The 25,668-nt window shown below is 57.7% G+C and carries 17 protein-coding genes; 11 read left to right on the top strand and 6 right to left on the bottom strand.

The genetic code is table 11. The features are described from left to right. Positions 1-465: 465 nt before the first annotated feature. Positions 466-1,074 carry a class I SAM-dependent methyltransferase gene (locus NIZ92_RS04795; RefSeq protein ID WP_254002780.1) on the bottom strand — a complete coding sequence of 203 codons (609 nt, stop codon included), beginning with the start codon at positions 1,072-1,074 and terminating at the stop codon, positions 466-468. An 88-nt stretch (positions 1,075-1,162) separates the two neighbouring features. On the opposite strand from NIZ92_RS04795, the gene NIZ92_RS04790 reads away from it, so the two are divergent. From NIZ92_RS04790 to NIZ92_RS04765, 6 genes are all read left to right on the top strand, one after another. Further along, complete coding sequence (locus NIZ92_RS04790) at positions 1,163-2,161, top strand: LLM class flavin-dependent oxidoreductase (protein WP_026484230.1); 999 nt, start codon at positions 1,163-1,165, stop codon at positions 2,159-2,161. Further along, entirely contained in the window at positions 2,158-3,084 is a 927-nt protein-coding gene (locus NIZ92_RS04785; RefSeq protein ID WP_026484229.1) for a LysR substrate-binding domain-containing protein, read from the top strand. The genes NIZ92_RS04790 and NIZ92_RS04785 overlap by 4 nt, the downstream gene beginning before the upstream one ends. Positions 3,085-3,159: 75 nt before the next feature. Next, positions 3,160-4,188: a tripartite tricarboxylate transporter substrate binding protein gene (locus tag NIZ92_RS04780; protein ID WP_052159336.1), complete on the top strand. Its 1,029-nt coding sequence runs from the start codon at positions 3,160-3,162 to the stop codon at positions 4,186-4,188. Further along, the gene (locus NIZ92_RS04775) at positions 4,185-5,792 is read left to right on the top strand and encodes a gamma-glutamyltransferase family protein (protein WP_254002779.1); all 1,608 of its coding nucleotides are present in this window, start codon (positions 4,185-4,187) and stop codon (positions 5,790-5,792) included. Before NIZ92_RS04780 ends, NIZ92_RS04775 begins: the two co-directional genes overlap by 4 nt. Before the next feature lie 372 nt (positions 5,793-6,164). After that, positions 6,165-8,009, top strand: coding sequence for an ABC transporter ATP-binding protein (locus tag NIZ92_RS04770; protein WP_254002778.1), 1,845 nt, complete (start codon positions 6,165-6,167; stop codon positions 8,007-8,009). A 132-nt stretch (positions 8,010-8,141) separates the two neighbouring features. Next, positions 8,142-8,906, top strand: a complete 765-nt coding sequence (locus NIZ92_RS04765; RefSeq protein ID WP_254002777.1) for a glucosamine-6-phosphate deaminase — start codon at positions 8,142-8,144, stop codon at positions 8,904-8,906. Here the strand turns inward: NIZ92_RS04765 and NIZ92_RS04760 are convergent. The 5 genes from NIZ92_RS04760 to NIZ92_RS04740 form a co-directional block, all read right to left on the bottom strand. Then, on the bottom strand, positions 8,859-10,259 hold the full coding sequence (locus NIZ92_RS04760; protein WP_254002776.1) for an efflux transporter outer membrane subunit: 1,401 nt from the start codon (positions 10,257-10,259) through the stop codon (positions 8,859-8,861). The two genes, NIZ92_RS04765 and NIZ92_RS04760, sit on opposite strands and share 48 nt — an antisense overlap. Before the next feature lie 32 nt (positions 10,260-10,291). Next, positions 10,292-12,250, bottom strand: a complete 1,959-nt coding sequence (locus tag NIZ92_RS04755; RefSeq protein WP_254002775.1) for an ABC transporter permease — start codon at positions 12,248-12,250, stop codon at positions 10,292-10,294. Beyond that, positions 12,244-13,422 carry an efflux RND transporter periplasmic adaptor subunit gene (locus NIZ92_RS04750; protein ID WP_254002774.1) on the bottom strand — a complete coding sequence of 393 codons (1,179 nt, stop codon included), beginning with the start codon at positions 13,420-13,422 and terminating at the stop codon, positions 12,244-12,246. Before NIZ92_RS04750 ends, NIZ92_RS04755 begins: the two co-directional genes overlap by 7 nt. 340 nt (positions 13,423-13,762) lie before the next feature. After that, the gene (locus tag NIZ92_RS04745) at positions 13,763-15,958 is read right to left on the bottom strand and encodes a TonB-dependent siderophore receptor (RefSeq protein WP_254002773.1); all 2,196 of its coding nucleotides are present in this window, start codon (positions 15,956-15,958) and stop codon (positions 13,763-13,765) included. A 12-nt stretch (positions 15,959-15,970) separates the two neighbouring features. Then, the gene (locus NIZ92_RS04740) at positions 15,971-17,083 is read right to left on the bottom strand and encodes a YncE family protein (protein WP_254002772.1); all 1,113 of its coding nucleotides are present in this window, start codon (positions 17,081-17,083) and stop codon (positions 15,971-15,973) included. A 217-nt stretch (positions 17,084-17,300) separates the two neighbouring features. On the opposite strand from NIZ92_RS04740, the gene mutS reads away from it, so the two are divergent. From mutS to NIZ92_RS04715, 5 genes are all read left to right on the top strand, one after another. After that, on the top strand, positions 17,301-19,937 hold the full coding sequence (gene mutS / locus NIZ92_RS04735; RefSeq protein WP_022983514.1) for a DNA mismatch repair protein MutS: 2,637 nt from the start codon (positions 17,301-17,303) through the stop codon (positions 19,935-19,937). Positions 19,938-20,174: 237 nt separating this feature from the next. After that, on the top strand, positions 20,175-21,365 hold the full coding sequence (locus NIZ92_RS04730) for a cupin domain-containing protein (RefSeq protein ID WP_009457871.1): 1,191 nt from the start codon (positions 20,175-20,177) through the stop codon (positions 21,363-21,365). Between the two features lie 431 nt (positions 21,366-21,796). Continuing rightward, positions 21,797-23,038: a benzoate/H(+) symporter BenE family transporter gene (locus NIZ92_RS04725; RefSeq protein WP_083054055.1), complete on the top strand. Its 1,242-nt coding sequence runs from the start codon at positions 21,797-21,799 to the stop codon at positions 23,036-23,038. Between the two features lie 269 nt (positions 23,039-23,307). Then, positions 23,308-24,504, top strand: a complete 1,197-nt coding sequence (locus tag NIZ92_RS04720) for a cytochrome P450 (RefSeq protein ID WP_254002771.1) — start codon at positions 23,308-23,310, stop codon at positions 24,502-24,504. Next, complete coding sequence (locus NIZ92_RS04715; RefSeq protein WP_254002770.1) at positions 24,501-25,667, top strand: 8-amino-7-oxononanoate synthase; 1,167 nt, start codon at positions 24,501-24,503, stop codon at positions 25,665-25,667. The genes NIZ92_RS04720 and NIZ92_RS04715 overlap by 4 nt, the downstream gene beginning before the upstream one ends. Position 25,668: the final 1 nt, after the last annotated feature.

The following is a 25,668-nucleotide window of genomic DNA, read 5'->3' as shown; positions in this document are numbered from 1 at the left end:
GCCGCCAAGGGTAAACATTGCTAGTGCGCATCATAGCCTTGGGACGGGTCTGAACCCAAGTTGAGCAAGCCCACCATCTTATCCCCGAAAACTGTGGATAGCTCATAGGAAAAACTGGGCAAATCAGAAAAACCTTCCGTAGTATCAGCCACTTGAAAACCACGAACAGAAAACATCCAAATCCGGAAACAGACGCCAGCTTATCCCCATAAAATGTGGACAAGTCACAGGATAAACCGTGAATCACTGCACTTATCCCCGTGCAATCAAGCACTTAGAAATAGCGAGCAGAGAATCGACAATTCTTTACCATTTTTTTCCTCGGGCAAGCCTCAGCTTGTTGAAAACCGGCTTATCCACAAAAGATGTGCATAAAAATAGGGAAAACCCCTGTATTAGCAAAAAATAGGCTTATAAAACAACCACCTAAGTAGCCAGGTCAGGGATTCACCATTTTGCACCTGTTCAAGCCGGTACGCGCCACAGGGAAGCCAGCCAATGCTGCTCCTGCGGCGGCCTGCCTGTGGGGCGATAAAAGTGATCGATATAGTCAAAGCCCGCTTGCTCCAGACGCTCTGACCACTGCTCCCAACTGTAGTAGCAACCATAGCGCTGACCATTCCAGCCTTCTTGCCCCTGACCACGCGGATTGGAGGAGAACAGCACGCCGCCCGGTCGCAGACTGTGTCGCAAAGCAGTCAAAACCGCAGGCAGCTCCGCGCTGGGTATATGGAATAGAACCGCATTGGCAAACACACCATCAAAAGCCACAGCGGGCAAATTCAAATCCAGAAAGTCCTGATGCAGCACCGGCAAGCCTGTTTGCTGACGAGCCATCTCCACGAAAGCCGCACAGCCATCCAGGCCCACCGGGCGGTGACCCATGGCCTGAAACGCGACCAGATCCCGCCCCGGTCCACAGCCCAGATCCAGAATATCCACAGGCCCCGGCAAGCCGATGGCTGCCAACAAAGCATCGCGATTCTGGCTGACATCATGATCCCACGTGCCGTCCCGATAAGCCTGCGCATGGTCCTGGTAATGATTGACGGTGCGACGACTGGTTTCTTTCATCTGAACATCCTTGCCTATGCTATGGGTTTACTTGACGCTGCCTAACGATGGATCGACTATATCCTGAGTCCAATTTGAATCTGATGCCATGAAGCCAAGCTATCCGCTCTCCGTCCTAGACCTGTCCCCTATTGTTCAGGGCTCTACCCCGGCCCAGTCCTTTCGCTGTTCGGCGGACATTGCCCGTCATGCCGAGCAGTGGGGCTATCACCGTTACTGGCTGGCCGAACACCACGGCATGCCCGGTATTGCCAGTGCAGCCACTTCAGTTCTGATCGGGCACATTGCCGGTCAAACCAGCCGCATTCGTGTGGGCGCGGGCGGCATCATGTTGCCCAACCATTCCCCTTTGGTGATTGCCGAGCAGTTTGGAACGCTGGCCTCCCTGTACCCCGGCCGTATTGACTTGGGCCTGGGTCGTGCCCCTGGCTCCGACCCCGAAACCGCCCGCGCCTTGCGCCGCAATCTGAACAGCGACCCCGACCAGTTTCCGCGCGACGTGCTGGAGCTGATGGACTATATGTCCGACGAGCCGCGCAACCGCATCATGGCCGTGCCCGGTCGCGGACTGAATGTGCCGGTCTGGATTCTGGGCTCCAGCCTGTTTGGTGCTCAACTGGCCGCCGCCTTGGGCTTGCCCTACGCCTTTGCTTCGCATTTTGCACCTGCTCAATTGATGGACGCTATTGAGGTTTACCGCCGTCAGTTCCAGCCTTCCGTGCATCTGGAAAAACCTTACGTCATGCTGGGCTACAACGTCTTTGCCGCCGACACGGAAGACGAAGCCAAGCTGCTGGCCTCCTCCTGGCAACAGTCTTTTGTGAACCTGCGCAGTGGTCGTCCAGGCCAGTTGCCACCCCCCGTGCGTGATTACTACGAGCAATGCAGCCCGCCGGCCCAGCATCTGCTGGACTCCTTGCTCAGCTGTACGGCCATTGGCAATCCGGAGCAAGTGCTTGAACAGATGAAAGGCTTCATTCAGCTGACAGGTGCCAACGAGCTGATGCTGAACGCCAATATCTTTGACCACAACAAGCGCTTGCGCTCCTACGAGATTGCCGCCGAGCTGCGCGGCAGTCTGGTATGAACCCACGCCATCTTCAGGAGACCGCACTGCGCTACTTCCAGGAAGTAGCGCGTTGTGGCTCTATCTCGCAGGCGGCCAGCAATCTGCATGTAGCCACATCGGCCATCAGCCGCCAGATCAGCGGACTGGAAGAAAACCTGGGCATGGCCTTGTTCGAGCGCCATGCCCGTGGCATGAATCTGACCGCTGCGGGAGAACTACTGCTGGCCCATGCCCGTCGCAGCGCCATGGATGCCGAACGCACCCTGCACGATATTGCCGCCTTGCAAGGACTGCAAACCGGCCTGATACGCATCGCCTCTTCTGAAGGTTTGGCCGCCCAGCTACTGCCGCAATGCATTGCACAGTTTCGTGAAAAACATCAGGGCATACGTTTTCAACTGGACGTACTGCCACCACACCGCATCACCATGCTGCTGCTAAGCGGCCAGATTGATATAGGCATCAAATTCACCCAGACGGCTGAAAAAGACATCAAGACCTTATTCCGCCGCGATGCGCCTGTCATGGCTCTGGCGGTTCCCGGCCACCCAGTAACCCGTACCGAACGCATCAGCCTGAAAAGCCTTCTGGCACACCCTCTGGCCTTGCCCGGCCCCGACACCACCGTGCGGCAAATGATGGATGTGGCCTGCAGCGCACAGAACCTGAGTCTGGACCCGGTATTCAGCAGCAATCACATGCAGTCTCTGCATCAATTTGCCTTGTCCGGCGCAGGCGTGACGGTGTCGGCCTTGCTCTCGGCTCGTCACCTGATTGAGCAAGGTTTGCTGCAAGCCAGTTTCATTCATGAACGCGGCTTGCTGAATCGTCAAATTGAAGTGCAGGCCCTGGCTGGCCGCCGCTTGCCCTCTATTGTTCGCCGCTTTCTGGACGAGTTGCTGCCGCAGCTTGAAGTCGACCCGCAAGCCTTGCCAAAATAGCAACGCCGACCTGCTTATTTGTTGCTGGTTCGGCATCATCGCCTTTCCTATCATCTCTTGATTGAGGAGATAGCCATGACAAGACCCAGCAACGCCGCAAGCAATGCGCAGCCCCCATCGACCCGTCGCCCCTGGCGGCGTCTTGCCCAAACCTTATTAGGTGCTGTTCTGGCCGTCAGTAGCGTGGCGGCCCATGCCAGCGATTGGCCGGATCGTCCCATTCGCCTGATCGTACCCTTCCCCACTGGCGGTGCCACCGACGTCATCAGCCGCCTGATTGCCGAAAGCGCGGCCAAAGCGATGAACGCCAACATCATTGTGGACAACCGCACGGGCGCGGGCGGCACGATTGGTTCAGGCGAAGTCGCTCGCAGCAAGCCTGATGGCTACACCCTCCTGTTCACCACCAGCAGCACCCACGCGATTGCTCCGCACCTGTACAAGTCCCTGCCCTACGATGCAGAAAAAGACTTCACCCCTATCGCTCACTTGGGCGATGCCGCCAGCGTCTTGCTGGTGAACCCGTCCGTACCCGCACAAACGCTGCCAGAGCTGATTGACTATGCTCGCGCCCATCCTGATGAGTTGAACTACGCCAGCAGTGGCAATGGCACCATCGTGCACCTGGGCACCGAAGCCTTTTTGAATCAGGCCAATATCGTCATGTCCCACGTTCCATACCGAGGAACTGGTCAGGCCATTAACGATATGCTGGGCGGCTCCATTCATGTTTTACTGGACGCCATCCCCACCGGGATGCCCTATGTGAACAGCGGCCAGTTGCGCGCCCTGGCAGTAACCGGCCAGCAGCGCTCGCCGCTGGCACCCGATTTGCCCACCTTTCAGGAGTCCGGCCTGCCGGGCTATGAGTCGGTGACCTGGTTTGGCCTGTACGCCCCCGCAGGCTTGCCCGACGAAATTCGTGACAAGGCTTATGAGGCCTTTTCACATGCCGTTCAGGACCCCAAAGTACGCTCGCGCCTGCAAACATTGGGCGTGGACCAACCCCGCAGCACCAGCCGAGAAGAGTTTATTTCTCTGGTCCGCGAGGACAGCGCACGCTGGCAAGGCCTGATCCAACTGACTGGAATACAGATTCAATGAACAAGACTGACACCTGTATGGACTGGAACAACCCCTACCCGTCCGCCCGCTCTGCGGTACTTGGCCAGAACATGGTCAGCACCTCCCACCCCTTGGCCGCGCAAGCGGGCCTGCGCATGTTGCAGGCCGGTGGCAATGCCGTCGATGCCGCCCTGGCGGCCGCCATCACACTGACTGTGGTCGAACCCACGGGTTGCGGGATAGGCAGTGATGCCTTTGCCATCGTCTGGGACGGCAAAGAACTGCATGGCTTGAACGCCTCCGGGCGCTCGCCCCGTGGCTGGTCGTCGGATCGTTTCAAAGGTCACGATGCCATCCCCGACAAGGGTTGGGAAAGTGTCTCCGTTCCCGGTGCGGTCTCTGCCTGGGCCGAGCTATCCAGCAAGCTGGGCCGTCTGAGTCTGGAGCAAGTGGCCGCCCCCGCGATTCATTACGCCCGAGAAGGCTTCCCGGTCTCGCCCGTAATCGCGCGCTTGTGGGAGCTAGGTCGTCAGCGTCTGGGCGATCAACCCGGTTTTGCCGAAGCCTTTTTACGTGATGGCAAAGCACCAGTCGCTGGCCAGTGGTATCAGAACCAGGACCAGGCCAATACGCTGGAACGCATTGCGGCCACCCAGGGTCAGGACTTTTATACCGGCGAGCTGGCCAAACGCATTGCCGACTTCTCCCGCCAGCATGGCGGCGCCATGGACGAGCAGGATCTGGCCGAGCACCGCGCGAACTGGTGCGGCACCATCAGCCATCCTTTTGCCCAGTCCGTGATTCACGAAATCCCGCCCAATGGACAAGGTCTGGCGGCCTTGATGGCCTTGGGCATCATGGAACAAGCTGGTGTGGGCCAGCAGCCGCTGGACCATATCGACACGGTGCATTTGAGCATTGAAGCCATGAAGCTGGCTTTTGCAGATCTGTACGAGCACCACGCAGATCTGGAGCACATGATTCATCATCCCGAGCATTTGCTGGACCCGGCCTATCTGCGCGAGCGCGCCGCCCTGATTCAGATGGACAAGGCAGGCGACCCCAAGCACGGCCTGCCTGGCCCCTCCGGCACGGTCTATGTCACCGCCGCCGACTCCAGCGGCATGATGGTGTCCCTGATCCAGTCCAACTACATGGGTTTTGGTTCCGGCGTGGTCGTTCCCGGCACCGGCATCAGCATGCAGAACCGTGGTCATGGCTTTACCCTGCGCCCCGGTCATGTGAATGAAGTGGCCGGTGGCAAGCGCCCTTCGCACACCATCATTCCGGCCTTTGCCATGAATGCCGATGGCACCCCTCAAATGTCTTTTGGTGTGATGGGTGGCCCATTCCAGTCGCAAGGCCATATGCAAATGGCACTGCGTGTTCTGCTGTACGGTCAGAACCCGCAAGCCGCTGCCGATGCCCCACGCTGGCGCGTGACGGGTGGCCGTGGGGTGGCAGTAGAACCCACTTTCGATCCGGCGCTGGTTCAGGCCTTGCGCGAGCGCGGTCATGAAGTCGTCGTTGAACCCGGCAGCGGTGTGTTCGCCTTTGGCGGTGCACAACTGATTCTGCGTCAGGGCAATCATTACGTGGGCGGCTCCGACCCACGTAAAGATGGTCAGGTGGTGGCTTACTAAGCCTATTTGCCTTCCAGAGATCACTGCCACTTTCTGATTGGGGTCTGGATAAGAACATCCAGACCCCAAATACCTTTGGGCCTCCCTATCTCTATTCAGACAAACCACTCGACGAAACAAAGACACGCTCACCAAGGCCCCCTCCCTTCAGCCCCCAAAGCAGACTCCAGCATCGACTTGGCCCACTAAACGTACACCGTGGTCAATATCTGACACTTTCCCTACACAAAGACTGTGTTTTTATCAGGTTTTCTTCAGCCAGACAGAATGACTGCTGTACCATCAAAAATTGCCGCTTCATACCCCGGAAGCGGTTTTCTATTTGTCTAAACGGCCCTGTCATCCAGAGGGCCGTACGCTGGAGCCCATTCGGTGCTGTCATTCTTTGAACGTCGATTAGATCCCTATCCCGAACAACACGTCGCCCCTCCTCCCAAAGGATTTTTCCCCTTCATCTGGGCCTGTACGAAAAATTCACGCGGCTGGATTGGCCTGATGACCGTAACCTCGATTGGCCTGTCGGCCTACGAGGCCATGCTGTTTGCCCTGCTCAGCTATATCGTGGACTGGCTGCCCTCGATTGAACCTGCCCAGTTCTGGAGCCAGCAGGGTGGCACGCTGTTGACCATTGCCGCTGTTCTGCTGGGCAGCGTCGTGCTGATCAGCCTGCATACGCTGGTCATGCACCAGGTACTGGCCATCAACTTCCCCATGCGCCTGCGTTGGCTGTTTCACAAGCTGATGCTGAATCAGAGCATGTCCTTTTACGCGGACGAGTTTGCCGGTCGCATCACCACCAAGATCATGCAAACCGCTCTGGCGGTGCGTGAAACTCTGTTCATGGCCGTGGAAGTGGTCGTGGGCATGAGCGCCTACCTGATCGGTATTCTGATTCTGGCAGGCAGCTTTGACCGCCTGCTGATCCTGCCCTTCCTGCTCTGGCTGGTAGGCTACGCTTTGGCCTGCGTGTACTTTGTGCCCCGTCTGGGCAAAGTCGGGGCTGAACAGGCCGACGCCCGTGCGCTGATGACGGGCCGTATTACCGACGCCTACACCAATATCAACACGGTCAAGCTGTTTGCCCACACACGCCGTGAAGCTGACCATGCCAAGAACGCGATGCGCCGCTTCCAGGAAACCGGCCATGCCCAGATGCGTCTGATCAGCATGTTTGAAGTGACCAACCATGTGCTGGCTATTGTCTTGCTGATCAGTTCGGCAGGCCTGGCCTTGTACTTGTGGTCGATTGATCAATCCACAGCCGGTGTAGTGGCGGCCGTCATTGCCATGGCACTGCGTCTGTCCGGCCATTCCCATTGGCTGATGTGGGAGCTGACCAATCTGTTCGAGAACGTAGGCACGATTCAGGACGGCATCAATACCTTGACGCAAAAACCCACGGTGGTAGATGCTCCCGATGCCAAGCCCCTGCAAATCGAGCAAGGTCGCATCGAATTCCAGGACGTAAGCTTTGCCTACCGCGATAAAAGCCGTCAGGTGATCGACAAGCTCAATCTGGTGATCAAGCCGGGCGAGCGCGTTGGTCTGATTGGCCGTTCTGGCGCGGGCAAGTCCACGTTAGTCAACCTGCTGCTGCGTTTCCATGATGTGGATAGCGGCACCATCCGCATTGATGGCCAGGACATTGCCCACGTCACGCAGGACAGTTTGCGTGCCGCCATTGGCATGGTGACGCAGGATACCTCCTTGCTGCACCGTTCCATGCGCGACAACATTCTGTATGGCCGCCCGGATGCCAACGACGAGCTGCTGCATATGGCCGTTGAGCGTGCCGCCGCTGCCGACTTCATCCCGCAGCTGCATGACCGCCAGGGCCGTGAGGGCCTGGAGGCGCATGTGGGCGAGCGCGGTGTGAAACTGTCTGGCGGCCAGCGTCAGCGTGTGGCAATTGCCCGCGTCATGCTGAAAGACGCCCCCATCCTGTTACTGGATGAAGCCACCAGCGCGCTGGACTCTGAAGTGGAAGCCGCCATCCAGGAAAGCCTCAACACCCTGATGCACGGCAAGACGGTAATTGCCATTGCCCACCGCCTGTCCACCATTGCGGCACTGGACCGCTTGATTGTGCTGGATCAGGGCCGCATCATCGAGCAAGGCAGCCACCAGGAATTGCTGGAAAAAGGTGGTTTGTATGCTCGTTTGTGGGCACGTCAAAGTGGTGGCTTCCTGGGAGAGACTGGCAAACAAGATAGTTAAAACGTGTCACTTGCTTGCAAAAAAAAACTGACGTTACATCTTTGTCCCATTAGAATTTCGAAAGATCAAACTTCGCCGTGCTTGCGGCGAAGTTTTTTTTCAACTTATTCAGCCCATACATAGAACAAGATTATGTTTTTAGTCTTCCCCGATTCCGCCGCCATTGCGGCACACCTGAGCGCCCGTCTTCAGGAAATTATTCGTCAGGATCCACAAGCGACTCTGGGTCTGGCAACCGGGGGGACCATGGAACCCGTCTACGCCCGTTTCGTACAGGACGTACGTGCCAATGGGCTGGATGTCTCCAAGATCAACAGCTTCAATCTGGATGAGTATGTAGGCCTGTCGGCAGCGCACGAGCAAAGTTACGCCTACTACATGCGCCAGCACCTGTTCGGCCAACTGCCTTTTGATGCCGCTCGTTTGCATCTGCCCAATGGCCTGACCCAAGAGCTGGAGCAGCACTGCCAGGACTACTCCGCCGCGATTGCGGCCAGTGGGGGTGTCGCCTTGCAATTGCTGGGCGTAGGCACCAACGGCCACATCGGCTTTAACGAACCGGGCACCCCTTTTGACAGCCGCACCCATGTGGTGGCCCTGTCCGAGCGCACCCGTATCGACAACAGCCGCTTTTTTGATTCCATGGACGAAGTGCCTGCATCGGCCATCACCATGGGGATTGCCGATATTCTGAGCGCCCGTGAAATTGCCCTGGTGGTCACCGGCGAGCACAAGGCTCGCACCATGCTCAATTACCAGGAAGGCGGTGTCACGCCCGAGCTGCCTTTCACAGCCTTGAAGCAGCACGCCAACACCCACATCCTGCTGGATGAGGCGGCTGCCAGCCTGCTAGACCCCAGCCTCTGCCACCGCCCCCTGATCAGCCAGGCTGCCTGAGCCAGCTTGCCAGCCCCCGCCCAGTGCTCGGAAGAGCGCCGCGCGGGATTGCAGACGTGCCTGCATCAAACTGACGCGCACATCCTGAGCGGCGTACAAGGTACGCTGCGCATCCAGTAAAGACAGCAAGGTTTCCGAGCCGGAGCGATAACGTGCTTCGGCCAGTTGAAACGCCAGCCTGGCTTGCTCCCACTCCAGCTCCATAGTCTGCGCCTGGGCATCAAGGCTATGCAGTTGTGCCAGCACGCCTTCCACATCCATATAAGCCTGCACAATGGTCTGCCGATACTGCGCCAGCCATTCCTGCAAACGGGCGTCGCTCAAATCCTTGCCCGCCTCCAGACGACCAGCATTGAAGATAGGCGCCACCAGCCCGCTAATCAGACTGTAAACCGGATGGCGCAAGCTTTCTTCCCAATGATTGCCCGATGCCCCTGCCCGCGCCCCCAAGGTCAGGCTGGGATACATGGCAGCGCGCGCCACATGCACATCGGCATGAGCCGCTGACAACTGGGCCTCGATGCGCGCAATATCAGGGCGCTGCGACAAGAGCTGTGAAGGCAGACCTGCTTCCAGCTCCGGCACGTGCAAGCTGGCAATATCTTCCTGGGGCTCGGGCATGATTTCAGTACGGCCCAACAAGGTCGCCAGCTCCACCCGCGTGCGAATGGCCTGTTCTTCAATCACAAACAATTTGCGCTGTTGCGAAGCCAGCAATTGGCGTTGCTGTGCCAGCTCCAAAGGCGAAGCCGCCCCCGCCTGCAAGCGTGCTTCCAGCAGGCTCAACAAGCGTTGCGCAATGGCCAGGTTTTGACGGGCAATGGCCACGCGCTGTTTGTCGCCCAAGGCTTGCAGGCTTAAATGCACCACCTGCGCCTGCACGCTGACACGCAGCACATCCAGCTCGTAATTTGCCGCCTGGGCCAGGAACACGGCACTGTCGGCCTGAGCACGATTGCGTCCCCACACATCCAGCTCGTAGCTCATGAACACACCGGCCACATATTGCGAGCGAGTGTCTCCATGCGAGGAAGAAAACGGCGCATCCCTTTGCGCAGACAGATTGCCCTGCAATTCCGGCAGCAAACTGGCTCCGGCCATGCGTGCCTGAGCCTGCGCCTGCAAGATCCGGGCCTGTGCCTGACGCAGCACCGCCACGTCCTTCAAGGCTTCCTGCATCAGGCTATTCAAGGCGGGGCTGTTATAAGCACGCCACCACTCCGGCTCGACCTGGGCCAGTACAGGACTGGGTGTCGCCTTGGCTTGCTGTTGGTACGCCTGGGGCAGCGTCGGCGGGGTCTTGTCCAGATCAGAGGACAAGGAGCCGCACGCTTGCAGCACAAGCGTGCTCATGGCCCCTGCTATCCATCGGTAATGAGCCATGCTTACTCCCCTGCCAAAGCCTGAACGGGGTCCAGCGCGGCCGCCGTTCGTGCTGGCATATAGCCAAAAACCATGCCCGTCACCACGGCGCAGCCAAAGGCGCCCAAGGCCGCCCGCAAGGAAAACACCACATCCACCCCACCAAAAATCAGGCCGATACCCACCACAGCACCAGCCAGCACGCCCAGGCAACCGCCTGTAATCGTCAACAGAACCGCCTCAGTCAGAAACTGGCGCATGATGTCACTTTGCCGTGCACCGGTTGCCATGCGTATGCCAATTTCCCGTGTACGTTCACGCACCGTCATCAGCATCACATTCATGACCCCGATGCCGCCTACCACCAAAGACACGGCGGCAATCAGGCCCAGCATCATGCTCATGGCCTGACGCGTGGACGCTTCAGCCTGCAAGCGAGCCGCCGCATTCCCGATTGAAAAGTCTTCTCGCCCGCCATGACGCTGTGTCAGCAACTGACGCATGTCTTGTTCCGCTTCCAGAACGGTGGAACTGTCCTGCGCATCAATCACCACATAGTCGGGCTGCGTCTGGGCCTGATACACACGGGCACGCGCCGCGTGATAAGGCACAAACACCATATCGTCGTAAGCCTGCGCGCCCGAATCGGCACCGCGCTCCTGCATCACCCCGACCACCTCAAAAGGTGAATTGCCGATCAGGAGCTGCTGCCCCAACGGCACGTCCATATCGGGGAAGAATTGCTTGGCGGCACGATGTCCCAACACAACCAGGGGAGCCAGATCCCGGTCCTCGGCATCGGTGTAGTAGCGACCTTGTGCCAACTGCCAGCGATGAATATCCGGCATGGTTTCATTGGCGGCAAACACATACACCTGGCGGTCCACGCTGCCACGCCGCACGGTAATCGGATCTCCAATCACCGGCATGACACGTCGTATCAACGGCAGCTCGCCAATCGCCTCCAGATCCTCTTCTGTCAGCTGTCCCTTGGCGACCCCATTGGGCGGTGATGAACTGCTCAAGTAAATGATCGTGGTCCCCATCGTACCCATCTGATCCATGACACGTTGGCGAGCACCTTCGCCCACCGCCAGCATCACGATGACCGAGGCCACCCCGATGATCACACCTAACAAGGTCAAGGCCGTGCGATGACGGTTAATGAACATGCTGCGCAAGGCGCTGCGGGTAGCATCCTTGATCTCCAAAACCCAGGGCGAGCGGCGGTGCTCGGGCGGTGGTAAAGGCTGTTCAAGCTTGGGCTCGGTAGCCGTTTCTGGGCGGCTATCCGAGAGAATGCAGCCGTCACGAATTTCAATAATCCGGTCTGCCATCGCCGCGACTTCATGATCGTGCGTAATCAGGATAATGGTGTGACCAGAGTTCGAGAGCTTGCGCAGCAAGGCCATCACTTCTGCACCACTACGCGAGTCCAGAGCACCCGTGGGTTCGTCGGCCAGAATGACACGGCCACCGTTCATCAAGGCACGAGCAATCGACACCCGCTGCTGCTGGCCGCCGGACAACTGATTGGGCCGGTTATCCAGCTTGTCCGCCAGACCCAAGCTACTGAGCAACTCTGCGGCGCGTGCCACGCGCGTGCCCTCATCCATTCCCGCGTAAATGGCAGGCATCTGGACATTTTCACTGGCGCTTTCAGTCGGAATCAGGTGATAGCCCTGAAAGACAAAACCAAAGGTCTCACGGCGCAACTGGGCCAGTTCATCAGGACTGAGCTGTGCGACATCCCGACCTTGAAAAAGATAGGTGCCGCTGCTGGGTTTATCCAGGCAACCCAGCAGATTCATCAGTGTCGATTTACCGGACCCCGAGGCCCCCACAATCGCCACAAACTCGCCCGGCTCAATACTCAAGCTGACATCGAACAGAACCTGCACAGGAGGCTTAGTGCTGGGCGGGCCGCCATAGATACGGTTAATGTCGCGTAGCTCAATCAAAGGAGGTGCAGAGCCTACCATTGCAGCCACCGCCAGCCACGCTCAGGAGTGAGCACCGCCAGAACAACGTGCTCTCCTTTAACCAGCCCGTTCACGACTTGTACCTGGTGACGATTGCGCACTCCCAGGTCGACCGGCTTTTCCTGCACCTTGCCCCGCTCCAGCACCGGCACCGTAAAAGCATCAGGACCACGATCAGGGTCTGGGCGTAAAGCCACCAGGGGTATCAGTAAGGCCTGGTCGGCACGATCAATCTCAAACAGCACCTGCGCCGTCATCTGCGGCATCAATTCGCCGTCTTCATTGGCCACATCAAACAGCACCGTATACATGATGGCCTGTGTGGCAGTCGGTGCCGCCGCCGTGCTTTCATCCTGAGTGCTGCCCTCTGGCGCAGGCATGATTTGGCGAACCTTGGCCTGCCATTGACGCGCCCGCGTTTCGCCCTGCTCTCCCAGAGTCGTGAAGGTGACGGTCATACCGGGCTTGATACGACGAATATCGGCCTCGGACACGCTGGTCCACACCGTCATGGTGCTCAGGTCTGCAATGCGCAGAATATTGGGAGTTTGATACGTGGCATTCAGCGTCTGACCTTCACGAGCCTGCACGCCAATGACCGTGCCACTCATGGGCGCGTAAATGCGCGTATAGCCCAAGCGTGCCTCATCGGCTTTCAGCGTGGCCTGAGTCTGCTCCATCTGCGCTTGTACATGCGCTACCCGAGCCTGCGCAGTCGCCAGATTAGCTTGGGCAATCTGAATATCTTCCTGACGGCTGGCCTGCTGGCGCTCCAGTTGACGCTGGCGAGCCAATTGCTGACGCGCCAATAAAAGCTGAGCCTGCTGCTCGGCCAACTGGGCCCGGAACGCGGCCAAGGAAGCGCGGCCTGCATCGACGGTGGCTTGCTGCACACTGGGATCGATTTCCACCAGCAACTGACCCTGCTCAACCTGATCGCCCGGCGCAACCGGCAAAGCCGTAATCTGCCCGGACACCTGCGCACCCACGTCCACATAGCGACTGGGCTTCAAAGTTCCCACCGCAGCAACGGTAGCGCGTATATCACTTTGCTCCACGGCCACCGTTTCAAACTGCTCTGAAGAACGCCCGGCCTGTGCGGCAAGCGCCCCCAGCACCAGCACCGCCACCAGGGCCAACGCCCAGCGGCGCTTTACTGCTTTGGACTTCATAACTAATCCCAAAAAACCGTAGATCTGCACCCGCCGTATCATGCGCGGCAGGTGATCAAAAAAACAAAAGTGGTCAAGAAGGCAGGTACTTGCTTAGACCAAAACCGGCTCCACGCTACTTAGCAGACAAGGAGGTTCCCACCTAAACGGTACAGTCAAGCGGACAGGGCAAGAGGTCCTTTTTCAGGCCTTCCTTATAAAGACGTTTGAGAGCCCACTTTCCGGACATTTATTTTGTAAAAGTTATAGCGATGGGCTTGAGATAAGGGCGTCAAACATTTGCTGGACGCCCTATGTGGTGGAGAACAGGCAGGACTGTGCCCCCTGCCCGGTCCTTTCCTTAAAACTCCGCCGAGACACTCAGCATGAACGTGCGTGGCTGCGACAAGACCAGATAGCCATTATTGGGATAGCCACCGACCGAAGCCCAATACGCCGTATCGGCCACATTCTCGACACTGGCCCTGAACGTCATGGGCACACCGGAAATCTTGCGCTGATAGCTGGCCCCCAGATCCCAACGCACCCAACCTGGCACACGGATCGCATTGGCCGAATCCGCGTAACGGGCACCGGTTGCCAGCAACTGCGTATCCAGCGACAAGCCTGTCACCTGCGGCACATCCCAGGTTAGGCCCAGACTGCCTTGCCAACGCGGCACGCCAATCACGCGCTGACCTTCGCTCAGCGGGTCACCCGTGTTTTTCTGCTTGGTGTCCAAGGCGGTCACCCCACCCAGAATGCGCAGGGAGTCCGTCAACTGGCCGTAGAAGCTCAGCTCCAACCCGTTATGGCGATCCTTGCCCGCTTCCACAAAACGCAGATCGTCGTTCACCACACCACGCGGTTTGGTCGTGGTGAAGAAGGTCAGCCCACCGCCCATGGAACCGTTGTCGTACTTGATTCCCAGCTCTTTTTGCTTGGCCACAAAGGCCGACAAGCGCTGCCCGGCGTTTTGAACCGGCTGATTGTTAAAGCGAGTCGGTGCCAGATCGCCTTGCGCCAGGCTTTCCGTGTAGTTGCCGTACAAAGCCCATTCATCAGTCAGCTTGAACACCACACCCGCAGCAGGGCTGGTATGTTGCTGACGATCTTTGCGCTGCAAGGCCTGGGTGCCATAGTCATAGCTGCGCGTTTCCATGATTTGATGGCGCAGCCCCAACATGACTTCCAGCCTGTCGTCCCAGAGATACATCAGGTCGCCCAGGGTATAACTGGTCAGTTTGGTGCGTCCCACCAAAGCGGGTGAACCCAAATCTCCCCCGGTATAAGCGAAGGGTGACAAGGCGTGATTCACAGGATCATAAAGATTACTTTCCTGCACGCTACCCATAGCCCAGGCATTTTTCTCTTTGTGGTCATACAAAGAAGCAGCAGCGACCAGCTCATGCAACACAGGCCCGGTCTCAAAACTGGCTCGCAAACCCAACTCGCCTGTTTTCACGTCATCACGTCGGGAATTGTTGAAACGCGAGAAGGTGGTTTTTCCAGAAACGGCATCCGTTACCGTCTGAGTCGCAAGCTGATTTTTTTCCTTGCCATCTTTCATACCGAAAGCAGCCCACAGGGTCATGGAATCATTCAGATCATATTCCCCGCGTACCGTCCCAAAAATGGTTTTCTCATTAGCGTAGGTCCAGGGCTGGGCGAAATTGCGCGTGTGCGAAGGCAAGCCCGGCAAAGCGGACAAGCCCGCCTTTAAAGCCACATTAGGCCGGACTTCACGCAGCTTATGTTCTTGATAGCCCAAGTCCGCCGACAAACGTACACGCTCACCACGCCAATCCACCCCTACTGTGTACAGGTCCAGACTGGTGTGCTCATTGTCGACCGCCGTATCACCACTGCGTTTGATGGCATTGATACGAATGCCTGCCGCATCATCGGCAAAACGACGCGCAATATCCGCCTTGATCTGGCTTTGCCCGCCACTGCCATAACCTGCACCGACCTTGGTCAGCGGGCTCTCGCCAGCCCGTTTGGGCAGCACATTGATCGTGCCCCCAATACCACCGCCGGAAGGCGCGGCACCGTACAGAAAGCCACCTGCGCCATGCAGCACTTCAATACGCTCGGCCAGTTCGGCAGCCGTCGCTTGCCGGGGCAGCAAACCAAACAAACCGTTGTAGGCAATATCATCGGACGCCGTCAAAAAGCCCCGAATGAAAAAACTTTCCTGAAAATTGCCAAAACCACGGGCCACGCGCACGGAAGGATCATGGCGCACCACATCGGCTACGGTCGACGCCTGCAATTGCTCGATATAGCGGCTGGTGTAGCTATTGACGCTGAAAGGCGAGTCCATGTTTTCAAGAGAACCCAATATCCCCACTCGCCCGCCGCTGGCGACCTGACCGCCCGCATACTCCGGCAACAAGCCCTGACGCGACGCATCCGCACTGGCATTAACGGTAATGGTGGACAACTCCTGCGGCTGGGCAACATCCCTCTGGTCTTGCGCCTGAGCCTGACAATGAAGAGCAAACAGAGACAGGACGAGAGAGCGTCCCAGGCAAGGCTTGAATAAGCTGGTCATCACGATTACCTATCAAGCCTTGATGTTCTTCAGGTCAATACGCACCACACTTTCACGCTTGCTGGCTTTGTACTGCGGAGTGGAAGGAGCTTTAACGGTGACGTACAACTGGCTATCCGGGCCCAGCTCCAGGCTGTTGGGGTTATCAGGCAAGTTGTATTGCGCCTTGATCGCATAGCTGCCGCCATCCAGCACAGACACTTTGCCTTGCTCGCGGTGAGTCAAATACAGCTCGTCGCGATCAGCGTTATACAAGATATCCATGGCATCCCCCACCGGCAGTTCCTGCAGCAATTTGCCGTTGCGGGCATCCAGCACATACACGGTTTTCTGGTCTTTGGTCTCGGTCACGTACAGACGATTGCGCCTGGGATCCAGCGCAAAATTCAAGAGCAAGGCGGGTTTGGCGCCCGCCGGTTTCCAGCGCTGTTCAATCTTGTTGGTTTGGGTATTGATCACCATCACTTCGCCGTCGCCATTGGCGGCATACAGACGATGCGATCCCGAATCTATCAGCAGACCGGTCACCCATTTTCCTGCGTTTTCAATGGTGTCGATCAGTTCCAGATTACGATCATCCAGCACCCAGATCACGGCCGGCGCACCTACGGCCCCCACATACACACGGCCTTGCTGGGAGTCGTGACGAATCGTGCGTGGCCCCATTTTGGTGTCATCAAAACTGGTATTGCTAAAGCGGACTCGCTCCAGGCTCCCGTCCTCTTTCAGCTCAACTTTGGAGACGGCAGCAGCCAGACTATTGGTGACGTACAGGGTGTCGCCCGACGCGTTCGTCGCCAGGCCGAAGTTACTTTCATCGGTATAAATCGTCCCCTTCACATCCAGGGTGATGGGGTCCAGTTTATAGATCACACCACCCCGAACCGAAGGCGCACGCTCTGCCGAGGCCACATACAAGGACTTATCAAACGGGCTGTAAACCGTTTGATAAACCCCGTAAGCCAGATCCTTGCGCAAAGCCCCTTCTGCCGTAATTGACGTCTTTTGCGCCAGCTCCGGCGTCAAGGGCAGCGAGATCACCTCGGACGACTGGGCGTGGGCAAGAGATCCGGCACTTAGCAAAGCGGCAGACAAGACAGACAAAGCAAGGCGACGTGTGAACATTTCAATATCCCGTATTAGAAATAGAAGTGATTATCATTTGTATTATTGCATTAAGCACTTCCATGCTCAAAATCGGGATATCCCTGCACCTTAAGGAGAAACACGCGGGACTAAATCAGCCGCTTCCCTATCCCCCACTTGACTGCCCTCGCTACAATATCGACTCAGCCGCCTTCTGGGCGGCCTTGTTGTTGAATTCCCTGACCTGTACTGCGCTATGACTTCTGCTGCCGATCTGTCCGCCCACACGCCCATGATGCGTCAATACCTTCAGCTCAAAGCGGAGGCTGGCTCGCATCTGCTGTTCTATCGGATGGGGGACTTCTATGAGATGTTCTACGCCGATGCCGAACGCGGCGCACGCCTGCTGAACCTGACGCTGACCAAGCGCGGTTCCTCCAACGGCGAGCCTATCCCCATGGCTGGTGTGCCTTTTCACGCCATGGAAGGTTATCTGGCGCGTTTGGTGGCCTTGGGCGAATCCGTCGCCATCTGTGAGCAGGTCGGTGACCCGGCTGCCAGTAAAGGTCCGGTCGAGCGCAAGATCATGCGTGTAGTTACTCCCGGTACGCTAACTGATGACGCCTTGCTGCCTCCCAAGGCAGACCGCCTGATCGCCGCCTGCACACTGATCAAGGTGCAACGTCAGGAAATGGTGGGGCTGGCCTGGATGAACCTGGCCAGTGGCGAGTTTCTGGTCAGCCAGTGCGAACCCGACATGCTGGATACGGAGCTGAATCGTATCGGCCCGGTAGAACTGGTCTATCCCGAATCGCTGCGCCCTGCCCCGGAACTGCCGCAAGCCAGCTGCCACACCCTGCCGGATTGGCACTTTGCACAGGACGGTTCACGCGAAACCTTGCTGGACCATTTTGACCTGGATTCTTTGGCCAGCTTTGGTCTGGACGATCTGCCTGCGGCGACGGCGGCAGCCGGAGCCCTGCTGCGTTATGTCGGCAGCACACAATCTCAGTCCCTGGTCCACATCACCGCTATCCGTGTTCAACACAGCTCGGACTTTCTGGTGCTGGATGCCGTCACGCGCAAGAATCTGGAAATTACCGAAACCATTAGCGGTGAAACCAGCCCAACCCTGTTCTCCACACTGGATCATTGCCAGACCCCCATGGGCAGCCGTTTGCTGCGCCGCTGGCTGCATCACCCCTTGCGCTTGAACCACGCCGTTCAGCAGCGTCAGGATGTGGTGTCCCTGTTCTTCCAAACCCAGCAAAGCGCCAGCTTGAATGCAGGCGATCCTTTGGGTGTGCTGCGCCATGCCCTGCGCCGCTTCCCGGACCTGGAGCGTATTGCCACGCGTATTTCGCTACGCAGCGTGCGTCCTCGGGAGCTGGCCAGCTTGCGCGATGCGCTGGTGACACTGCCTGAACTACGTCGGGAGCTGGAACAGAACTTTGCTCAGTCTGAACACTTGCATGGGCATTTGTTAAGTCTGGCTCTGGACCCGGAGCTGGCTTCCTTGCTGCAGTCTGCCATCGCCTCCGAGCCCGCCTTGCTGATACGCGATGGTGGTGTCATTGCCGATGGCTACGATGCGGATCTGGACGAGCTACGCAGCCTGGCCAGCGATAGCGGCGATGTGCTGGTGAAGATCGAAGCCCGCGAACGCGAGCGCACCGGCATTGCTACCTTGCGCGTCGAATACAACCGTGTGCATGGTTTCTTTATTGAAGTCAGTCGCGGTCAGGCCGACAAGGTTCCCGACGACTACCGCCGCCGCCAGACACTGAAAAATGCCGAGCGCTTCATCACGCCTGAATTGAAAGAGTGGGAGGACAAGGTCCTGTCCGCCAAGGACCGCAGTCTGAGCCGCGAGAAGTTCCTGTTCGATGAATTGCTGGACAAGCTGCAAAGCTATGCAGGCCCCTTGGCCTTGTGCTCCAGCGCCCTGGCCGAACTGGATACCCTGTCCTCCCTGGCCTTGCACGCACTGGACAATAATTGGGTCGCCCCCGAGTTGACCGAGCAGGCTGGCATCTGGATTGAAGCAGGCCGTCACCCTGTGGTGGAGCACAGCATCGAGCGCTTCACGCCCAACCATTGTGAAATGCACGCGCAACGTCGCATGTTGCTGATTACCGGCCCGAATATGGGCGGTAAATCCACCTATATGCGTCAGGTTGCCCTGATTGCCTTGCTGGCCCGCATCGGTAGCTTTGTACCGGCAAGCACAGCCCGTATTGGTCAGATCGACCGCATCTTTACCCGTATCGGTGCAGCGGATGATCTGGCCGGTGGCCGCTCTACCTTCATGATGGAAATGACCGAAGCAGCAGCCATTCTGGCCGGTGCCACCCCCTACAGCCTGGTGCTGATGGATGAAATTGGTCGCGGCACCTCCACCTATGATGGTCTGGCCCTGGCCTGGTCCATCGCGCATCGCCTGCTCAGCCACAATCAGGCACTGACCCTGTTTGCCACGCACTATTTCGAAATCACGCGCCTGCCCAACGAGCTGCCTGCCGCTGCCAACGTGCACTTGGCCGCCGCAGAATCGGCCTCCGGCATTGTGTTCCTGCACGAAGTTCAGGAAGGCCCCGCCAGCCGCAGCTACGGGATTCAGGTTGCACAACGTGCCGGCATTCCCTCTGCGGTCATCCGTCAGGCCAGTCGCGAGCTAAGCCGTCTGGAAGCACAAAACGATCCTAGCGCACAGTTGGATTTGTTCAATGCAGGCAGCGCTCCGGAAGCCACGGTCGCCGAGCCTGATCCGACCACAGAAAAAGCACTGGACCTGCTGGATCAGTTCAAGCAACTGGATGTGGATGACCTGAGCGCACGCGACGCCCTGGATTTGCTGTACCGCTGGAAAAAAGAGATGAAGGCGGCGGGTTAAACAGTCCAGAAGGGAGCCCAAGAGGCTCCCTTCTTTATGCAGTTTTCCGAGGGCCGTTGGCGAGCAGATCGACAATCAATCATTCTTAGCCTCCCCACCGTGAGTCAATCACTCTATATCGCGAGTATTTCTCTGGATTCTTTGCGCTGGATACGCCTGATACGCAGGCTAGCCATACACCGGGACAGGCCGGATCAGTTAAGCTACGGGCTAATTTAATTCTTGTTCGGGCAGTCCATGACTATCGACCAGCCATTGACCCTTTTGGGCGGCATCAGCGCGCATGAGTTCATGCAAACCTACTGGCAACGCAAACCTTTATTGATACGCGGCGCCATTCCTAATTTCAAGCACTCGCTGAGCATAGACAATATCCGCGAGCTGGTAACGCGTGAAGAAGTCGAGTCGCGCCTGATCATTCATGACGGCGAAGACTGGGAAATGGAAACCGGGCCTTTTGACGAGCTGCCGCCCGCCTCGCAGCCCAACTGGACCGCCCTGGCACAAAGCGTGGATCTGCACGACGACAACACCGCCGCCCTGATGCGTCAGTTCCGCTTCATTGGCGATGCCCGTCTGGACGACGCCATGATCAGCATTGCTTCTGACGGCGGTGGCGTAGGCCCACACTTCGACAGCTACGATGTGTTCCTGCTGCAAGCCCACGGCAAGCGTCACTGGCGTATCAGCCAGCAAAAAGACCTGAGCCTGGTGCCCGACCTGCCCTTGAAGATTCTGCGCAATTTCCAGGTAGAAGAAGAGTTCACGCTGGAACCCGGCGACATGCTGTATCTGCCCCCGCACGTGGCACATGACGGGATTGCAATGGGCGACTGCATGACGATTTCCATCGGCTTTCGCTCGCCTACCCAGGCAACGCTGGCCCGTGGTTTGATGGATGCCGCCTCGGATCAGTTGGCCGCCGCCAGTGGCGAAGGCTTTGGCTTGTATGCCGACCCACCGATGCCCATGCCCGAGAGCCTGCAGCAGCGCTACACCGACCCGGATGCCCAGGCCAGCACCACACCTGCCGCCTTGCCGGAGAAGCTTGTTCAGAAGTCGCTGGATGCCTTGAACGCCATTCGTTTTGACGAAGCATTGGCCTCACGGTTCCTGGGCGTCTGGCTGACCGAATTGCCCAGTAATAGCTGGTTCGACATTGCCGAAGACCCGGTTGATCTGCATGACCCCGAGCTGCCTGCAGGCCGCTTGGCTTTGGATCGCTGCTCGCGCATGATGTATCGCGGCGATGAGCTGTATATCAACGGTGAGGTCGCCCCCTGCCCCGCCAGCCCGGCCCTGAAACAATTGGCTGACCAACGTGAACTCTTGATCCCCGGCGACAGTTTCGAAGCCCTGGATGAAGATGAGCGCGAAATGCTGAATGCCTGGCTGGATGACGGCTGGCTGCAGTTCAAGGAAAACTGAGCACTGAGCCACTAACTCTGGCGAGTTCAGAAAAAAAGCGGGGCAGCTTGCAGGCTGCTTCGCTTTTTTATTGCTAACACCTCAGGAATCGAAAAACCGATACATTTGCTGGTTGCAGTTGCAGTTGCAGTTGCAGTTGCCACAGTTTTTTATTCACGCCATCCAGCAAGAAAAAGCACTATCATGAACAACGCGATTCACAAGACGAGCAATTCGTCATAAAGCCACCATTAGTGGCTTTGCAGCCGAGCTTCAATCCAGCTCGGGCCACATTCAAAATCACGTAGCCACCCCGCTCAATCTAGTCAGGCACCTACCCAACTCAAAAGTGGTCTGCCCTACACCCAGAAAGCGTCCTATCTGGCCAGTCCATTTAATCGCTATAAATAGTGCTCGTTTGTCATCTCTCCTTTTGGAAAGCGCAGAGCACTATGTCTACCTCCCGATCGACCTCATCCTCTCTAGTCAGCGACCTGATCCCACCTATCGTGGCCGGTCTGATCTCGGTCATCGTCAACTACGGCGGCACCTTTATTCTGGTTTTCCAGGCCGCCAAAGTAGCCGGCCTCAGCCCTGAGCTGACCGCCTCCTGGGTCTGGTCAATTTCCATTGGTGTGGGTGTTACCGGTTTGCTCTTGAGCTGGGTTTCGCGCGAGCCCATCATCACCGCCTGGTCTACCCCTGCTGCCGCATTTCTGGTGACAGCTCTGGCCAGCACTCCTTACGAGCAAGCTGTGGGCGCCTACCTGATCTCGGCCGCAGCCTTTGTCGTCCTGGGCCTGTCCTCCTACTTCGAGCGCCTGATCCGTCTGATCCCCAACGGCATCGCTGCCGGTCTGCTGGCTGGCATTCTGCTGCAATTTGGCATTGGCGCATTTGGCAGCATGACACTGGACCCGAAACTGGCAGGTCTGCTGATTCTGGCCTACCTGATCATCAAACGCTTTTCCGCACGCTACGCAGTGGTAGGCATTCTGATCCTGGGCCTGAGCTTTCTGCTGCTGGAGCATCGCGTAGACCTGAGTGGTCTGAAACTGGAACTGGCCGCGCCGGTATTCACCATGCCAGTATTCACCCTGAATGCCTTGCTAAGCGTCGCCTTGCCCTTATTCCTGATCACGCTGACCGGCCAATACATGCCCGGCATGCTGGTCCTGCGTAACGACGGTTTTCGTACCAGTGCCAACCCAATTGTCTGGGTGACAGGACTGGGTTCGCTGATCATGGCTCCCTTTGGCTCCCATGCCATGAACGTAGCCGCCATTACCGCCGCTATCTGCACCGGGCCAGAGGCGCACCAGGACCCTTCCAAACGCTGGGTTGCCGGGATTGCCGCCGGTGTGTTCTACATTCTGGTTGGCGTTTTTGGAGTAACCCTGGCCGCTGTGTTCATGGCCTTCCCTGCGAGCTTTATTACCACGCTGGCGGGATTGGCTTTGCTGGGCACCATCGGCGGCAGCCTGGCGGGAGCCATGGCAGACGTCAAATCACGTGAAGCAGCCTTGATTACCTTTTTGGCATCAGCCGCCAATATCACTCTGTTCGGGATTGGCGGGGCTTTCTGGGGCCTGGTGATCGGTCTGCTGGCGTACTTTATTTTGAATGGAAAGTTGCCACAGCGTAAAACGGAAAAGCTGGGTACTGAGGGGCTTCCGGCGTCTGATGCTCGGTAACTCATAAAAACCTATTCAGGCCAGAACAGAGTTTCTGGCCTGAATGGCAAGAACATTCCCCTTGCCCATGCAGGATTACTGCCTTGAATACCACTGATTTTATTGTAAAAACTAGTCACAAAAAACCCATCAATAAGCACTATAAACCTGCAACTTAGCCCTACTGCAGGCAAAAAACCCTGTAAGAATTAATAGACACAATCTATTGACTGCCTCTTCCACGCTCAAGTGCTAGCCTGCGCTGGCTTTGATCTTCAGGAAACGGTGTCATGTTTGGCGATTTCGATCTTGCGTCACCCTATGCGGCTTATGCCCGTCTTCGTCAGGGGCCGCCTTTGGTTTGGGATGCGGATTTCTGCGGTGGGGCCTGGTTAGTTCATAGGCACAGCGATGTACAAGCTGCCCTGCGCAATCCCGATTTAAGCGTGCGGCGTGTTGGCGGGTGGGTGGCCCAGGCTGGCGCTGATCCTTCCCCTCGTTTGCAAGCCTTCAAGGGCTTGATGGCTAGGACACTGGTCTTTCTGGACCGCCCCCGTCACACACGCGTCAGACGAGTAGTGAATGCGGCTTTTAGTGCGAAGGCTTTGGAAACCCTGCACAGCACGATTGAAAAGCGCGTTACGCACATCCACCTGGAGTTAAAAGACAAGCTGCGGCACGGTTCAGTGGATCTGGTTGATGAGGTCTGTCGCCCGCTCCCCGCCTTGGTCATGATGGACGTGCTCGGCTTGGAGCAACTGCCTTTGTCTGTTTTTCAGGCCTGGTCAGAGCAACTGGCAGGTTTTATCGGACAAGCCACGCCGGATCTGCCTTTGCTGAGAAGCACCCAGGACGCCTTGCTGGATATGGCTGACTTTCTAGGCAACAGTGCCAATCTGCAAGAAGGCGGGTTGGCCTGGCGGCTTTTGCATGATGAGCAGCTTTCCCTTCAAGGCAGGCGCGAGCGCTTGGCACAGTCCTGTATGTTGCTCTTTGCAGGCTATGAAACCTCCCGGCATCTGCTTAGCTCCCTGTTTCAAACACTGCTGGCCGACTCCACAACGCTGCAGGACTTGCTAGCGAATCCGCAGAAAATTCCTGCCGCGATCAAAGAGGTGCTGCGTCACGACAGCCCGATTCAGTACACAGCCAGACGTTTAATGCATGACCAGCACTGGCATGGTCAGCATTTGCGCAAGGGGCAGTTGCTGCTTTTGCTCTTGGGCGCTGCCAACCGCGATCCGGCGGTGTTTGCCAATCCCGACGATCTGGACTTCAGCCGCAACAATCAGGCCGAGCTATCCATGGGACACGGAATTCATCATTGCCTGGGAGCCGGTTTGGTGCAGCTGGAAGCCAAGCTCGTACTTGAGCAATTCCTGCCTTTGCTCCCTCGCCTGCAATGGACGCAAGGTGAGCGTATTCGGCTCCCCGCCTATCGGGGCTGGAACCGCTTGCCGGTTCAATACCGGGCGGCACAGTCATGAGTGCCTTTCTCGCTCATATGGATCAACAGCTGGAGACTTTGAAGACCAGGAAACTGTGGCGCCACAGAGCAATCAGCCGCCCCTTGCCAAACGCCCATATCGAACGCAATGGCCAGGTCTTGCTGAATTTCGCCAGCAATGACTATCTGGGCCTTAGTCAGCATCCACAACTCAAACGGCTAGAAGCACAAGACGTCGCCGGAGCGACGGCATCCCCGCTGATTTGTGGGCATCATGCGCTGGCTCAAGCACTGGAGCAGGAGCTGGCTGAATGGAGCGGCTTCGAGGCCAGCCGTCTTTTTGTCAGCGGTTATCAAGCCAGCCTGGGCGTGATTCCCGCGCTGATCGGAACAGGCGACACGATCTTTTGTGACAGGCTTAACCACGCCAGCCTGATTGATGCCAGCCGCCTATCCGGCGCTCGTTTACGTGTCTATCCCCATAGGGATATGGCACGGCTGGATGATTTGCTCGGCAGGCCAACACCGGGCTTCAAACTGGTGATCTCGGACAGCCTGTTCAGCATGGACGGGACAATAGCCCCGGTCGATGAGCTGATCGCCTTATGCGAACGCCACGATGCCTTGCTGTATCTGGACGATGCACATGGTCTGGGAATTTTGGGTGAGAACGGACGCGGAGCGCCTGAGCATTTCCAGCTCACGGCCACGCAGCGACGGCGTCTGATTTACCTGGGGACGTTTGGCAAGGCGGCCGGTCAAGGCGGTGCATTTATTGCCTGCTCCCACAAGCTGGCCGACTGGTTCACGCAATCTGCCCGCAGCTATGTGTACAGCACCGGCTTGGCCCCGGCGCATTGTGCGTCCTTGCTGGCCTGTCTGCAGCTGATCAAACAAGCCCAGCCCCAGCGGACCTTGTTGAAAGAGCATATCCAGACGCTGCAAACCTTGAGCCAGGATCTGCCCTGGCGTCTAGCTCCCTCCGATACGCCCGTGCAAAGCCTGTTGATTGGCGAGGTAGAACCTGCTTTGCAACTGGCCGAAACCCTCCTGCAAAAAGGTATTTGGGCACCGGCCATACGCCCGCCTACCGTTCCCCGCCATCAAGCCCGATTACGCATATCCCTGTCTGCCGCCCACCGGCAACAGGACATTGAAAAACTAGTCCAGGCACTACATGAAGCCGCCCACTCTTTACGGTGAT

Origin of the sequence: Alcaligenes sp. 1735tsa3 (assembly GCF_024134565.1) — a bacterium.
Taxonomy (GTDB): domain Bacteria; phylum Pseudomonadota; class Gammaproteobacteria; order Burkholderiales; family Burkholderiaceae_B; genus Alcaligenes; species Alcaligenes phenolicus.
This window is presented reverse-complemented; position numbering and strand designations above follow the sequence as displayed.